Raw genomic sequence first — 14,619 nt, forward strand, 5'->3', positions numbered from 1 at the left:
CACTCAGCCATCTGCGATAGGGTGGAAGACGCGACGTGGCCTGCGGAAACAGGGCCGCGCGCCAGGAGAGTGATTGCCGGTGAGTGCGTCGAGGAGCAAGGGCAGCCGGGCCCTCCGACAGGTGGAGGCCCCGTCGCCCGACTCCAGCGTGCGCGCAGTACACGAGCGCTTCGTTGCCGGTGAGATCGACGCCAGCTACTTGGACTCGGTACCGCTGCGCAAGGTCGTCGCCGAGAGTTGGCAGCGCAGCCTGGCCATCGGCGTCGACCCGGATCGGGGCGGCCTCGAGCAGTCGCCACCCCGCACCCTCGACGACCTCCGTGCCAGCCACCCGCTCGCGCCCGCACTGCCCGTCATCCGCCGACTGCTGGTCCAGGACGCGCTCGACGCCGGCGTCGTCGTCGCGGTCACCGCGGCCGACGGCACGCTGCTGTGGGTGGAGGGCGACACCGTCGCGCTGCGCAAGGCCGAGGCCATGAACTTCGTCGCGGGCACCGACTGGAGCGAGCGGCGCGCGGGCACCAACGCGCCCGGCACGGCGCTGGCCCTCGACCGCGAACTGCAGATCCACGGCACCGAGCACTTCTCGCGCATCGTGCAGCCGTGGAGTTGTACCGCGGTGCCGGTGCACGACCCCAGCACCGGCGTCATGCTCGGCGCAATCGACCTCACCGGCGGTACGGAGGTCGCGACCCGGCAGACGCTCGCGCTGGTGCGTGCCACGGCCGTCGCCGTCGAGAGTCACCTCGCGCTGCTCGCGCTCACCCGGCCCATCGCACCCGTCGCCGTCGGCCCGAAGCTGACCGTCCTGGGCGGTGACCGGCCGCGCTGGACCGTCACCGACGCCGACGGTCGCCCACACGTCGGCACGCTGACCGGCAGGCACGCCGAGATCCTAGTGCTGCTGAGTCGCCACCCCGAGGGCGTCAGCGCCGACCACCTCGCGATGCTGTTGGACGACAACGACCTCGACGCCGTCACGATCCGCGCGGAGATGTCGCGGCTGCGCCGGGTCATCGGCGCCGACCACCTGGCGTCCCGGCCCTACCGCCTGCTGGCCCCCATCGACTCCGACGTCGGCGAGGTGTTCGACGCGCTGCGCCGCGGCGACGTCGCCGCGGCGGTCAACGGCTACGCCGGCGAGCTGCTGCCCCAGTCGGTGGCGCCGGCGATTGCCCGGCTGCGGACCGAACTGTCGACCGCGCTGCGCGCCGCGGTGCTCTCGACCGGCAGCCTCACGCTGCTGCGCCGCTGGCTCGAACTGCCCGAGGGCCGCGACGACCGCGACGGCTGGCGGATCCTGCACGACACGGCACCCGACTCGGTGCAGCGGGCAAATGCGCACGGTCACCTGGTGGGGCTCGACCTCGACATCGGCTGACACCGGCCGCTCCATTGCAACCATGCTGCAACGGTGGCGACCGTACCGTGAGTGACGGAGGACACACAGGATCCGATACCTGGGTCCATACATCTGCACTCGAAAGCCAGGAGAACCCCATGACCGAGTACGCCCGCCCGGGTGCCGACGGCGCCCTCATGTCATTCCAGAGCCGCTACGACAACTACATCGGCGGCGAATGGGTGGCGCCCACCAAGGGCCAGTACTTCGAGAACCCCACCCCGGTGACCGGCCAGACGTTCTGCGAGGTCGCCCGATCCGACGCGTCCGACGTCGACAAGGCGCTGGACGCCGCGCACGCCGCCGCACCGGCCTGGGGCAAGACGTCGCCCGCCGAGCGCGCCGTCGTCCTCAACAAGATCGCCGACCGCATCGAGGAGAACCTCGAGTCGATCGCACTGGCCGAGTCGTGGGACAACGGCAAGCCGATCCGCGAGACGCTCAACGCCGACATCCCGCTCGCCGTCGACCACTTCCGCTACTTCGCGGGATGCATTCGCGCGCAGGAGGGTTCGCTCTCGCAGGTCGACGAGGACACCGTCGCCTACCACTTCCACGAGCCGCTGGGCGTCGTCGGTCAGATCATCCCGTGGAACTTCCCGATCCTGATGGCCGTCTGGAAGCTCGCACCGGCGCTCGCCGCGGGCAACTGCGTGGTGCTCAAGCCCGCCGAGCAGACCCCCGCCTCGATCCTCTACCTGGTGTCGCTGATCGGCGACCTGCTCCCCGCCGGCGTCCTCAACGTGGTCAACGGTTTCGGCGTCGAGACCGGCAAGCCGCTGGCGTCGAGCAATCGCATCGCGAAGATCGCGTTCACCGGTGAGACCACCACCGGCCGGCTGATCATGCAGTACGCGTCGCAGAACCTGATCCCGGTCACGCTGGAACTGGGCGGCAAGAGCCCCAACATCTTCTTCTCCGACGTCATGGCCGCGGCCGACGACTACCAGGACAAGGCGCTCGAGGGCTTCACGATGTTCGCCCTCAACCAGGGCGAGGTGTGCACGTGCCCGTCGCGCAGCCTGATCCAGGCCGACATCTACGACGAGTTCCTGGCGCTGGCGGCGATCCGCACCAAGGCCGTCCGGCAGGGTGACCCGCTGAACACCGAGACGATGATCGGCGCGCAAGCGTCCAACGATCAGCTCGAGAAGATCCTGTCCTACATCGAGATCGGCAAGTCCGAGGGCGCGCAGGTCGTCACCGGCGGCGAGCGCGCCGAACTCGGCGGCGACCTCAACGGCGGCTACTACGTCGCACCCACGATCTTCACCGGCAACAACAAGATGCGGGTGTTCCAGGAGGAGATCTTCGGACCCGTCGTCGCGGTCACGTCGTTCACCGACTACGCCGACGCCATGTCGATCGCCAACGACACCCTGTACGGACTCGGGGCCGGCGTGTGGAGCCGCGACGGCAACACCGCCTACCGCGCGGGCCGTGACATCCAGGCCGGCCGGGTGTGGACCAACTGCTACCACCAGTACCCGGCGCACGCCGCGTTCGGCGGCTACAAGCAGTCGGGCATCGGCCGCGAGAACCACAAGATGATGCTCGACCACTACCAGCAGACCAAGAACCTGCTGGTCAGCTACAGCAACAAGGCTCAGGGCTTCTTCTAGACATCAGCACGACGATGCCCCGGTGCGACCTCCGCGCCGGGGCATTTTCGTGTTCGCAGCGCGCACAGCCGACTTCAATGGTTCAATAACATACCTTTGAAAATTTTGGGAAACGACTGAACGCTCGAGCACGAGGGAGTCCCCGATGGCAGCCAGCGGACGGCGCAGCGTCGCCGAACACAGGGAGAGCGACGAGTACCTGAACCGCCGACAACTCAAGACCGGCAGCGCGGGCTGGCTGCTGCTCGCGGGTCTCGGCGTCAGCTACGTCATCTCCGGTGACTACTCGGGGTGGAACTTCGGCCTCGAGCAGGGCGGCTTCGGCGGTCTGGCGATCGCCGCAGTCCTGATCGCCGGCATGTACCTCGCGCTCGTCCTCGGAATGGCCGAGCTCTCCTCGGCGCTGCCTGCCGCCGGCGGCGGGTACACGTTCGCCCGACGCGCACTCGGCCCCTGGGGTGGATTCGCCACGGGCACGGCCATTCTCATCGAGTACGCGATCGCACCCGCCGCCATCGCGACGTTCATCGGCGCGTACGTCGAGTCACTCGGCCTGTTCGGCATCACCAACGGCTGGTGGGTCTACCTCGCCGCCTACGCGCTGTTCATCGGCATCCACCTCTCCGGCGTCGGCGAGGCCCTGAAGGTCATGTTCGTGATCACCGCCATCGCGCTGGTGGGCCTGCTGGTGTTCGCCATCGCCGCGATCGGTCGGTTCGACATCGCCAACCTCACCAACATCGCGGTGAGCGAGACCGCTACGGGCGCATCGGAGTTCCTGCCCAACGGCTACTTCGGCATCTGGGCCGCGATCCCGTTCGCCATCTGGTTCTTCCTCGCCATCGAGGGCGTGCCGCTGGCCGCCGAGGAGGCCGCCGACCCCAAGCGCAACGTGCCGCGCGGCATCATCGCGGCGATGGCCGTCCTGCTCGTCACGTGCGTGACGGTGCTGTTCCTCACCACCGGTGCCGGTGGCGCGCAGGAGATGTCGACGTCGGGCAACCCGCTGGTGGAGGCGCTCGGCGACGGCACCGCGGCCACCGTCGTCAACTACATCGGCCTGGCCGGCCTGATCGCGAGCTTCTTCTCGATCATCTACGCCTACTCGCGGCAGCTGTTCGCCCTGTCCCGGGCGGGCTATCTGCCCAAGGTGCTGTCGGTGACCAACAAGCGCAAGGCCCCGACGCTGGCGCTGATCGTGCCCGGCGTCATCGGCTTCCTGCTCTCGCTGACCGGCCAGGGCGACCTGCTGCTGAACATGGCGGTCTTCGGCGCCGCGCTGAGCTACGTGCTGATGATGGTCAGCCACATCGTGCTCCGCCGCCGGGAACCCGACATGCCGCGGCCCTACCGCACGCCCGGCGGCGCGGTCACCACCGGCTTCGCGCTCGTCATCGCCGCACTGGCCGTCATCGCGACGTTCCTGGTGAACCCCGTCGCCGCGGGCTGGTGCCTCGCCGTGTTCGCCGCGTTCATGGTCTACTTCGCCGTGTACAGCCGGCACAAGCTGGTGGCGAACTCGCCGGACGAGGAATTCGCGATGCTCGCGGCGGCCGAAGACGACGTCACGTGAGGTTCCGCCAACACCTCGCGGGCGTCACCTACGAGTTCGACGGCCTCGTCGAGCTGATGGCCAAGGCAACGCCGCTGCGCTCCGGCGACCAGCTCGCCGGCTGCGCGGCCGAACACGACGCCGAACGTGCCGCGGCGGCATGGGTTCTCGCGGACCTCCCACTGACCACGTTCCTCTCCGACGTCGTGGTGCCGTACGAGACCGACGAGGTCACCCGGCTCATCATCGACGGCCACGACGCGGACGCGTTCGCACCGATCCGCTCGCTCACGGTGGGCGGGTTCCGGGACTGGCTGATGGACGCCGCCTCCCGTGACGACGGTGCCGTCCGCATCGCGGCCGTCTCGCGCGGCGTGACGCCGGAGATGGCGGCCGCCGTCTCGAAGATCATGCGCAACCAGGACCTGATCGCCGTCGCCGCGGCCACCCAGGTGTCCGCGGCGTTCCGCACGACGGTCGGCACCCCGGGCACCCTGGCCACCCGGCTGCAGCCCAACCACCCGACCGACGACCCCCGCGGCATCGCCGCCGCCGTCCTCGACGGACTGCTGCTCGGCTGCGGGGACGCCGTCATCGGCATCAACCCCGCCACCGACTCGCCGCACGCCACCGCCGACCTCCTGCACCTGCTCGACTCGATCCGGGCGCGCTACGACATCCCGGCCCAGTCCTGCGTGCTCTCCCACATCACCACCACCATCGGGCTCATCGAGGACGGCGTGCCGGTCGACCTCGTCTTCCAGTCCATCGCCGGCACGGAGGGCGCGAACTCGGCCTTCGGCGTCGACATGGCGCTGCTGCGGGAGGGCAACGCCGCGGCCCGCTCACTGCAGCGGGGCACGGTCGGTGACAACGTGATGTACCTCGAGACCGGCCAGGGATCGGCGCTCAGTTCGGGCACCCACCTCGGCACCGGCGGCAAGCCGGTGGACCAGCAGACGCTGGAGACCCGCGCCTACGCGGTGGCCAGGGAACTCGAACCGCTGCTGGTCAACACCGTCGTGGGATTCATCGGCCCGGAGTACCTCTACGACGGCAGGCAGATCATCCGCGCCGGCCTCGAGGACCACTTCTGCGGCAAGCTGCTCGGCCTGCCGATGGGCGTCGACGTCTGCTACACCAACCACGCCGAGGCCGACCAGAACGACATGGACACCCTGCTGACGCTGCTCGGTGCCGCCGGCGTCGCGTTCGTGATCACCGTGCCGGGCGCCGACGACGTCATGCTCGGCTACCAGAGCCTGTCGTTCCACGACGTGCTGGTGGCGCGCCGCACGCTCGGGCTGCGGCCGGCCCCGGAGTTCGAGGCGTGGCTGCGCACCGTCGGGATGGTCGACGACGCAGGCCGGTTGACGCCGTTCGACGTCAGCAGGTCACCGCTGCGCTCACTGACGTCGGCCCATCCGTGACCGCCGCCGAACCGCCTGCGGTACAGCAGTTCTGGGACGAGCTGCGCAAGACCACGCAGGCCAGGATCGGGCTGGGCCGGGCGGGCAACGCACTGCCCAGCTCCGAGGTGCTCGCACTGGCCGCCGCCCACGCCGCGGCGCGCGACGCCGTGCACGTGCCGCTCGACGTGGCGGGTCTGGCCGCCGAGGTCCGCGACATCGGCATCGGCGAGCCGGTGGTGGTGACCAGCCGGGCGACGTCGCGCGAGGAGTACCTCCGCAGGCCCGATCTGGGCCGGCTCCTCGCCGAGGACGCGGCGGTGCCGCACGCCGGCGCCGACATCGGCGTCGTCCTCGCCGACGGACTCTCGCCCACGGCGCTGCGGACGCACGGCGCCGCACTGCTGGCCGCGCTCGTCGCCCGCCTGGGGGACCGGCACACGCTGGCCCCGCCGGTGATCGCGATGGAGGCCCGCGTCGCGCTCGGCGACCAGATCGCCGCGGCGGCCGACTACCGGACCGTGCTGGTGATCATCGGCGAGCGCCCCGGGCTCTCCGTCGCCGACAGCCTCGGCATCTACCTGACCCACCTGCCCCGGGTGGGCCGCCCCGACGCCGACCGCAACTGCGTCTCCAACATCCACCCGCCGGGCGGGCTGGGTTACGACGAGGCCGCTCGGATCGCCGCCGGCCTGGTGGCGGGCGCCATCGAACTGGGGCGTTCCGGCGTCGCCCTGAAGGACACCTCGCGCGGCGTCGCCCTGGATGGGCACGGCTCACCTCGGGAGGTGGGCGCGCCCGGTACGTTGTGGCCTACCGACTGAGCGGAGGAGCGGCCACCATGGGCGAGTTCGTCATGGCGATCGACCAGGGCACCACCAGCACCCGGGCGATGATCTTCGACCACGCCGGCCGCGAGGTGGGCCGCCACCAGCTCGAGCACGAGCAGATCCTGCCGAAAGCCGGTTGGGTCGAACACAACCCGGTGGAGATCTGGGAGCGCACCACGTCGGTGCTGCAGTCCGCGCTGATCGAGACCAAGCTGTCGTCGTCGGACCTCGTCGCCCTCGGCATCACCAACCAGCGCGAGACGGCGCTGGTGTGGAACCGCAAGACGGGCCGGCCGTACTACAACGCCATCGTCTGGCAGGACACCCGCACCGACCGGATCGCCTCGGCGCTCGACCGCGACGGCCGCGGTGACGTGATCCGGCAGAAGGCGGGCCTGCCGCCCGCGACGTACTTCTCCGCGGGCAAGGTGCAGTGGATCCTCGACAACGTCGACGGCGTCCGCGAGGCGGCCGAACGCGGCGACGCCATCTTCGGCACCTGCGACACCTGGGTGCTGTGGAACCTCACCGGCGGCCCGCGCGGGGGAGTGCACGTCACCGACGTCACCAACGCCAGCCGCACGATGCTGATGAACCTCGAGACCCTGGACTGGGACGACGAACTGCTCTCGTTCTTCGGCATCCCACGCCAGATGCTGCCGACCATCGCGTCGTCGTCCGCACCGGAGCCCTACGGCACCACCGTGTCCGGCGGCCCGCTGGAGAACGAGGTCCCGATCACCGGGATCCTCGGCGATCAGCAGGCCGCGATGGTGGGTCAGGTGTGCCTGGCCGCCGGCGAGGCCAAGAACACCTACGGCACCGGAAACTTCCTGCTGCTCAACACCGGCGAGAAGATCGTCCGCTCCGAACACGGTCTGCTGACCACCGTCTGCTACCGGTTCGGCGACGCGAAACCCGTGTACGCACTGGAGGGTTCGATCGCGGTGACCGGGTCGGCCGTGCAGTGGCTGCGCGACCAGCTCGGCGTGATCAGCGGCGCCTCGCAGAGCGAGTCGCTGGCCCGCCAGGTCGAGGACAACGGCGGCGTCTACTTCGTGCCCGCCTTCTCCGGACTGTTCGCGCCGTACTGGCGCAGCGACGCCCGCGGAGCGATCGTCGGGCTGTCCCGCTACAACACGAACGCCCATCTGGCCCGGGCGACGCTGGAGTCGATCTGCTACCAGAGCCGCGACGTGGTCGACGCGATGGAGGCCGACTCCGGCGTGCACCTCGAGGTGCTCAAGGTCGACGGCGGCATCACCGCCAACGAACTGTGCATGCAGATCCAGGCCGACGTGCTGGGCGTCGACGTCGTGAAACCCGTCGTGGCCGAGACGACGGCACTCGGTGCGGCCTACGCCGCCGGGCTCGCCGTCGGCTTCTGGTCGGACCCCGACGAGCTGCGCGACAACTGGCAGGAGGACCGGCGCTGGTCGCCGACCTGGAGCGAGGAGCAGCGCGCCGACGGCTACCGCGGCTGGACGAAGGCCGTGCAGCGCACGCTCGACTGGGTGGACGTCGACTGATGCGCACCCTTCGCGTCATCGGCATCGGCCCGGGCGATCCCCGGCAGGTCACGGTGCAGGCGATCGAGGCCATGAACGGTGTCGACGCGTTCCTGGTGCTCGACAAGGCCTCCAGTCGCGGCAACCCGGCGGTCAAGCAATCGCTGGTCGGCATCCGGCGCGAGATCGTCGACCGCTACGTCGAGGGCGGTTCGGCGCGTTTCGTCGAGGTGGACGATCCGCCGCGCGACCGCGACCCCGCCGACTACGAGGCGGAGGTGCGGCGCTGGCACCTCGCGCGCGCCGAGCGCATCGAGCGGGCCCTGCTCGACGAGACCGGTGACGACGGCGTCGCCGGCATCCTGGTGTGGGGTGACCCCGCCCTCTACGACAGCACGCTGCGCATCGTCGACGACATCCGCGCCCGCGGCGTCCTCGACCTCGCCGTCGAGGTCATCCCCGGCGTCACCAGTGCATCCGCGCTGACCGCCGCACACCGCATTCTCGCCAATCGCATCGGCGAACCGATCCACGTCACCACCGGCCGCCGACTGGCGGACACGCCGCCCGGCGCCGACACCAACCAGATCGTCATGCTCGACGCCGACTGCACCTTCCGGCGCACCGCCGAACCCACCGACCAGATCTGGTGGGGCGCCTACCTCGGCACGCCCGACGAGATCCTGATCGCGGGCACCGTCGGCGAGGTCGGCGACGAGATCGCCCGGGTGCGCGAGGAGGCCCGCGAGCGGATCGGCTGGATCATGGACATCTACCTGGTGCGGACCGCGGACGTCGCGTGAGCGGGGCGCTGCTGATCGGCGGCACCACGTCGGACGCAGGCAAGAGCGTCGTCGTCGCCGGACTGTGCCGCTCACTGGCCCGCAGGGGCGTGTCGGTGGCGCCGTTCAAGGCGCAGAACATGTCCAACAACTCGGTCGTCACGATCGACGGCGGCGAGATCGGCCGAGCGCAGGCCATGCAGGCGCTGGCCTGCGGTCTGGAACCCGACACCCGCTTCAACCCCGTGCTGCTCAAGCCGGGCGGTGACGGTCGCTCCCAGGTGATCGTGCGCGGCCGGGCCGACGGCTACGTGGGCGCGGGGGACTACCACGCACGACGGGCCGCGCTCGCCGGCGTCGTCGCCGACGAACTGCGCTGTTTGCGTGCGGCTTTCGACGTCGTGATCTGCGAGGGCGCCGGGTCGGTCGCCGAGACCAACCTGCGGGCGTCCGACATCGCGAACATGGGCCTGGCCGCCGCCGCGGACCTGCCGGTGCTCGTCGTCGGGGACATCGACCGCGGCGGCGTGATCGCGCACATGGTCGGCACGCTGGCGGTCCTCGGCCCCGACGACCAACGCCGCGTGGCGGGCTTCGTGATCAACAAGTTTCGCGGCGACCGCGGCATCCTGGCCCCGGGGGTCGACGACGTCGAACGGTGGACCGGACGGCCCGTGGTCGGGGTGCTGCCCTACACCGACGGGCTGTGGCTGGACGCCGAGGACTCGCTGGCCTCGCCGATCGGACGGGTGGTCGGCGTGCCGGCCCCCGCGATCGGCACCCAGCGGCTGTCGGTCGCCGCGATCCGGCTGCCCCGCATCTCCAACTCCACCGACGTCGAGGCGCTGGCCTGCGAGCCCGGCGTCGACGTCCGCTGGGTCGACGACATCGCCAGTGTCCGCACCGCCGATCTGGTGGTGCTGCCCGGCACCAAGGCAACGGTGAGCGACCTGGCCTGGCTGCGGACCCGCGGGCTGGCCGACGCGCTCACCGACCGGGCCGCCGCGGCCGGACCCATCCTGGGCATCTGCGGCGGATACCAGATGCTCGGCCGCTCGATCGACGACGACGTCGAGTCCGGCGCGGGGAGGGTGCCGGGGCTCGGGCTGTTGTCGCTGCACGTGCGGTTCGCCGCCGACAAGACGCTACGGCGTTGCGCGGGAACGGCTCTCGGGAACCGGGTGACCGGCTACGAGATCCACCACGGCCGCGCCGTGGCCTCCGACGACCCGACCTGGGTCACCGACGACGAGACCGGTCCCGAGGGCAGCGTGCGGGGCAGCGTCCGCGGGACGCACTGGCACGGCATGCTCGGCAACGACGCGCTGCGCGCCGAGTTGCTCGCCGAGGTCGCCGCCGCCACCGGACGCACCGGATTCACCGCTGGCCGAACGGATTTCGAGGCCGCACGGTCTGCGCAGATCGACCTGCTCGCCGACGTCCTCGACGAATGGCTGGACATGGCCGCCGTCGACGCGCTGATCGCCGGCGGCATACCGGCCGACCTGCCGACGATGGCTCCGCTAGGTTTCGTCTGACGCGGCGGCGTCGACGAACCGGCGCACCGAGTCCGGTTGGCCCGCTGGATGGGTGTGCAGATACGCCGCGTGCACCCGGCCGTCGACCGCGCCGTCGCGGACCACCCGGTCGCCGACGCTGAACGCCCACGCCGGATCGTAGTCCTTGGCGAAGTCGACTGCGGTGCGGTGGAATTCGTGGCCCGACGCCCGGCCGCCCACCTCGTGCAGCGAGGAGTCGGCCACGGCGACCGCGTCGCGGTACCCGAGCACCAGGCGTTCGGTGAAGTGCGCCCGGCCCGCCAGCACGCCGCACATCGGGTGGCCGTCGAGTTCGTCGACGAGGTACGTCAGGCCCGCGCACTCGGCGTGGACGGGGCGCACCCCGGCGGCGGCCAGGTCGCGGATCCCGTGCCGCGCCGCCACGTTGGCGGACAGTTCGGCCGGGTACTGCTCGGGGAAGCCGCCGGGCAGCACCACGCCGGCGGTGTCGTCGGGCAGCCCGTCGGTCAGCGGATCGAACTCGACGACGGTGGCACCCGCGGCCTCGAGCAGCTCGCGGTGCTCGGCGTAGCTGAAGTTGAACGCCCGACCGGCGGCCAGCGCGACCACCGGACGGCCCGCGGTGCCGCCACCCACCTCGTCGACCGGGTTCCACGGCGCGACCGTCACGTGCGAGCGCGCCAGCGCGGCGACGGCGGCGACGTCGACGTGGCGGGACACCAGCTCGGTCATCGCGTCCACCGCGGAGTCGGCGCTGGCGCCGTGCTCGACGGCGGTGATCAGGCCGAGGTGTCGCGACGGCACGGCCAGCGCCTCGTCGCGCGGGATCGCGCCCAGCACCGGCATCCCGATCTGCTCGCAGGCCTGACGCAGCACGCCCTCGTGCCGCGGCGACCCCACGCGGTTGAGGATCACGCCGCCGATCCGGATCGCGGTGTCGAACGTCGAGAAGCCGTGCAGCAGGGCCGCGATGCTCTGACTCTGCCCCCGCGCGTCCACCACCAGCACCACGGGCGCCCCCAGCAGGCCGGCGACGTGGGCGGTCGATCCGAGTGCGGGCGCCTGGCGGTGCGGGTCGATGCGGCCGTCGAACAGGCCCATGACGCCCTCGACGACCGCGATGTCGGAATCGGCGCTGCCGTGCCGGAACAGCGGACCGATCCGCGGCTCGCCCACCAGCACCGGGTCGAGGTTGCGGCCCGGCCGGCCCGCCGCCAGACCGTGGTAGCCGGGGTCGATGAAGTCGGGTCCGACCTTGAACGGCGCCACCCGGTGACCGGCCCGGCGGAGCGCGCCGATCAGCCCCGTCGCGACGGTGGTCTTGCCGCTGCCGGAGGACGGCGCGGCGATCACGACGGCGGGGGTGCTGGTCATGCCACGAGTCTTCCAGAGTTGCGTTTTGACCTGCGCGGACGCCCCCGGGTAAGCTCCCTCGTTGGCGTGCAGCACCCCGGGACCTCGGGTCACCGCCGGTCGCCGAGACCGTCCCCGCTGCACACACGCCAGACCGGCCCCCGGTAACCAACCGGGATCGAAACCCGAGTGAGAACTCGAAACAGAAGGGTAAGCGCTGTGCCTACGTACACGCCGAAGGCAGGTGACACCACCCACGAGTGGTACGTCATCGATGCCAAGGACGTGGTGCTCGGCCGGCTCGCCGTCGAAGCAGCCAAGCTGCTCCGTGGCAAGCACAAGCCGACGTTCACGCCGAATGTCGACGGTGGCGACTTCGTCATCATCATCAACGCCGAGAAGATCGCGATCGGCGGCGACAAGCTCACCAAGAAGTTCGCCTACAGCCACTCGGGTTACCCCGGCGGTCTGCGCAAGCGCACCATCGGCGAGCTGCTGATCAAGCACCCCACCCGCGTCGTCGAGAACGCGATCATCGGGATGCTGCCGCACACCAAGCTGAGCCGACAGGTCCAGAAGAAGCTGAAGGTGTACGCGGGTCCCAACCATCCGCACGCCGCGCAGCAGCCGATTCCGTTCGAGATCAAGCAGGTGGCCCAGTGACTGAAGTGACCGACACCGAGGTGACGGAAACCTCCGAGACCCCCGAGGCCGTCGAGGCCCCCGAGGTGACCGAGACCGTCGCCACCGATGCCCCGGCCGACATCGAGGCGACCGACGAGCCCGCCCCGCGCGAGCCCATCTACATCGATCGCCCCATCCAGACCGTCGGTCGCCGCAAGGAGGCCGTGGTGCGCGTGCGCCTCGTGCCCGGCACCGGCAAGTTCCACCTGGACGGCCGCAGCCTCGAGGAGTACTTCCCCAACAAGGTGCACCAGCAGCTCATCAAGGCGCCGCTGGTCCTGGTCGATCGTGTCGAGTCCGTCGACATCTTCGCCCACCTCGACGGTGGTGGCCCCTCCGGCCAGGCCGGCGCCCTGCGTCTGGCCATCGCGCGTGCACTGATCATCGTGCAGCCCGAGGATCGCCCGGCGCTCAAGAAGGCCGGCTTCCTCACGCGTGACCCCCGTGCCATCGAGCGCAAGAAGTACGGTCTGAAGAAGGCCCGCAAGGCGCCTCAGTACAGCAAGCGCTGATCTGCAGATCGCAGCACGTCCCCGAGCAGTGTGTCGCCGGGCCCATCGCGGTCCTGCGGCACACTGCTCGCGGTGTTTTCCGGCCTCGTTCGTCTAGGAGGGTTCGCGTCCCATGGGTCGTCTGTTCGGCACCGACGGCGTCCGTGGCGTCGCCAACCAGGATCTGACCGCGGAGCTGGCGCTCGCGCTGGCCTCGGCCGCTGCCCGGCTGGGTACGGCCGGCCGCGGGAAGCGCGTCGCCGTGGTCGGCCGCGACCCGCGCGCCAGCGGCGAGATGCTCGAAGCCGCCGTGATCGCGGGCCTCACCAGTGAGGGCGTCGACGCGCTGCGCGTCGGTGTGCTGCCGACGCCCGCCGTCGCCCACCTGACCCACGCCTACGACGCCGAGTTCGGCGTCATGATCTCCGCCTCGCACAACCCCATGCCCGACAACGGCATCAAGATCTTCGGCCGCGGCGGGCAGAAGCTCGACGACGCCGCCGAGGACCGCATCGAAGACCTCGTCCGCACCGGACCCGGCAGCAGGCCGCTCGGCGCGGGCATCGGCCGCGTCCTCGACGCACCCGACGCCCTCGACCGCTACCTGTGCCACGCCGCCACCGCCGTCACCACGCCCGCCGACGGACTGACCGTGGTCGTCGACTGCGCGCACGGCGCCGCGTCGATCGCCGCGCCGCTGGCCTACCGCGCGGCGGGCGCCACCGTCATCGCCATCAACGCCGAGCCCACCGGTTACAACATCAACGACGGCTGCGGGTCCACGCACCTCGACGTGCTGCAGCGCGCGGTGCTCGAGCACGGCGCCGATCTCGGCCTCGCGCACGACGGCGACGCCGACCGGTGCCTCGCGGTCGACGCCGACGGCAACGTCGTCGACGGCGACGCGATCATGGTCGTCATCGCCCTCGCCATGCACGAGGCGGGTCAGCTCGTGTCCGACACGCTGGTGGCCACCGTCATGAGCAACCTCGGCCTACATCTCGCCATGCGCGAGGCGGGGATCGCGGTCCGCGTCACCGGCGTCGGCGACCGCTACGTGCTCGAGGAGCTGCGCAACGGCGGGTACGCACTCGGCGGCGAGCAGTCCGGCCACATCGTGATCCCCAGCTTCGGCACCACCGGCGACGGCATCGTCACCGGCCTGCGGCTGATGTCGCGAATCGCGCAGACCGGCATCCCGCTGGCCGAACTCGCGCAACCGATGCGCACGCTGCCCCAGGTCCTGATCAACGTCGCGGTGGCCGACAAGGCGACCGTCGCCGACGCGCCGTCGGTGCGCACCGCGGTCGCCGACGCCGAGGCAGAACTCGGCGACACCGGCCGAATCCTGTTGCGGCCGTCGGGCACCGAACAGGTGGTCCGGGTGATGGTCGAGGCGGCCGACGAGGACACCGCGCGTCTGCTCGCGGCCCGCGTCGCCGAACAGGTCAGCGCACAGGGCTGAC

The 14,619-nt window shown here is 70.8% G+C and carries 12 protein-coding genes; 11 read left to right on the forward strand and 1 reads right to left on the reverse strand.

From position 1 onward, the window contains the following. The first annotated feature begins 79 nt into the window (after positions 1-79). The 8 genes from AC1MEY_RS00870 (at position 80) to AC1MEY_RS00905 (ending at position 10,643) form a co-directional block, all read left to right on the forward strand. Positions 80-1,381 carry a helix-turn-helix domain-containing protein gene (locus AC1MEY_RS00870; protein ID WP_480228875.1) on the forward strand — a complete coding sequence of 434 codons (1,302 nt, stop codon included), beginning with the start codon at positions 80-82 and terminating at the stop codon, positions 1,379-1,381. Positions 1,382-1,500: 119 nt separating this feature from the next. Continuing rightward, positions 1,501-3,024: an aldehyde dehydrogenase gene (gene adh, locus AC1MEY_RS00875; RefSeq protein WP_480228876.1), complete on the forward strand. Its 1,524-nt coding sequence runs from the start codon at positions 1,501-1,503 to the stop codon at positions 3,022-3,024. A 145-nt stretch (positions 3,025-3,169) separates the two neighbouring features. Next, positions 3,170-4,597 (forward strand): ethanolamine permease, encoded by a 1,428-nt coding sequence (gene eat / locus AC1MEY_RS00880; protein ID WP_480228877.1) that lies wholly within the window; start codon positions 3,170-3,172, stop codon positions 4,595-4,597. Positions 4,598-4,653: 56 nt separating this feature from the next. Continuing rightward, positions 4,654-6,006 (forward strand): ethanolamine ammonia-lyase subunit EutB, encoded by a 1,353-nt coding sequence (locus AC1MEY_RS00885; protein ID WP_480231731.1) that lies wholly within the window; start codon positions 4,654-4,656, stop codon positions 6,004-6,006. Next, a complete protein-coding gene (eutC, locus tag AC1MEY_RS00890; RefSeq protein WP_480228878.1) occupies positions 6,003-6,809 on the forward strand; it encodes an ethanolamine ammonia-lyase subunit EutC in 807 nt (268 codons plus the stop codon). The genes AC1MEY_RS00885 and eutC overlap by 4 nt, the downstream gene beginning before the upstream one ends. 17 nt (positions 6,810-6,826) lie before the next feature. Beyond that, positions 6,827-8,344: a glycerol kinase GlpK gene (gene glpK / locus AC1MEY_RS00895; protein WP_480228879.1), complete on the forward strand. Its 1,518-nt coding sequence runs from the start codon at positions 6,827-6,829 to the stop codon at positions 8,342-8,344. Then, positions 8,344-9,126 (forward strand): precorrin-6A synthase (deacetylating), encoded by a 783-nt coding sequence (gene cobF / locus AC1MEY_RS00900; protein ID WP_480228880.1) that lies wholly within the window; start codon positions 8,344-8,346, stop codon positions 9,124-9,126. The genes glpK and cobF overlap by 1 nt, the downstream gene beginning before the upstream one ends. After that, on the forward strand, positions 9,123-10,643 hold the full coding sequence (locus AC1MEY_RS00905; RefSeq protein WP_480228881.1) for a cobyric acid synthase: 1,521 nt from the start codon (positions 9,123-9,125) through the stop codon (positions 10,641-10,643). The genes cobF and AC1MEY_RS00905 overlap by 4 nt, the downstream gene beginning before the upstream one ends. On the opposite strand, the gene AC1MEY_RS00910 is transcribed toward AC1MEY_RS00905, so the two are convergent. Further along, the gene (locus tag AC1MEY_RS00910) at positions 10,629-11,999 is read right to left on the reverse strand and encodes a cobyrinic acid a,c-diamide synthase CobB (RefSeq protein ID WP_480228882.1); all 1,371 of its coding nucleotides are present in this window, start codon (positions 11,997-11,999) and stop codon (positions 10,629-10,631) included. The genes AC1MEY_RS00905 and AC1MEY_RS00910 overlap by 15 nt on opposite strands. Positions 12,000-12,197: 198 nt before the next feature. Between AC1MEY_RS00910 and rplM the strand changes: the two genes are divergently transcribed. From rplM to glmM, 3 genes are all read left to right on the forward strand, one after another. Then, the gene (rplM, locus tag AC1MEY_RS00915) at positions 12,198-12,641 is read left to right on the forward strand and encodes a 50S ribosomal protein L13 (RefSeq protein WP_480228883.1); all 444 of its coding nucleotides are present in this window, start codon (positions 12,198-12,200) and stop codon (positions 12,639-12,641) included. Positions 12,642-12,706: 65 nt separating this feature from the next. Beyond that, complete coding sequence (gene rpsI / locus AC1MEY_RS00920) at positions 12,707-13,174, forward strand: 30S ribosomal protein S9 (RefSeq protein ID WP_480231732.1); 468 nt, start codon at positions 12,707-12,709, stop codon at positions 13,172-13,174. Positions 13,175-13,286: 112 nt separating this feature from the next. Next, positions 13,287-14,618 (forward strand): phosphoglucosamine mutase, encoded by a 1,332-nt coding sequence (gene glmM / locus AC1MEY_RS00925; RefSeq protein ID WP_480228884.1) that lies wholly within the window; start codon positions 13,287-13,289, stop codon positions 14,616-14,618. The last annotated feature ends 1 nt before the right edge of the window (position 14,619 follow it).

It is taken from the genome of Mycobacterium sp. PTI7 (genome assembly GCF_056679845.1).

Bases quoted from the DNA above. Each gene is read 5' to 3' on its own strand.
- adh (WP_480228876.1), top strand. From the start codon at position 1,501: ATGACCGAGTACGCCCGCCCGGGTGCCGACGGCGCCCTCATGTCATTC.
- glpK (WP_480228879.1), top strand. From the start codon at position 6,827: ATGGGCGAGTTCGTCATGGCGATCGACCAGGGCACCACCAGCACCCGG.
- glmM (WP_480228884.1), top strand. From the start codon at position 13,287: ATGGGTCGTCTGTTCGGCACCGACGGCGTCCGTGGCGTCGCCAACCAG.
- AC1MEY_RS00885 (WP_480231731.1), top strand. From the start codon at position 4,654: ATGGCCAAGGCAACGCCGCTGCGCTCCGGCGACCAGCTCGCCGGCTGC.
- eat (WP_480228877.1), top strand. From the start codon at position 3,170: ATGGCAGCCAGCGGACGGCGCAGCGTCGCCGAACACAGGGAGAGCGAC.
- AC1MEY_RS00910 (WP_480228882.1), bottom strand. From the start codon at position 11,999: ATGACCAGCACCCCCGCCGTCGTGATCGCCGCGCCGTCCTCCGGCAGC.
- cobF (WP_480228880.1), top strand. From the start codon at position 8,344: ATGCGCACCCTTCGCGTCATCGGCATCGGCCCGGGCGATCCCCGGCAG.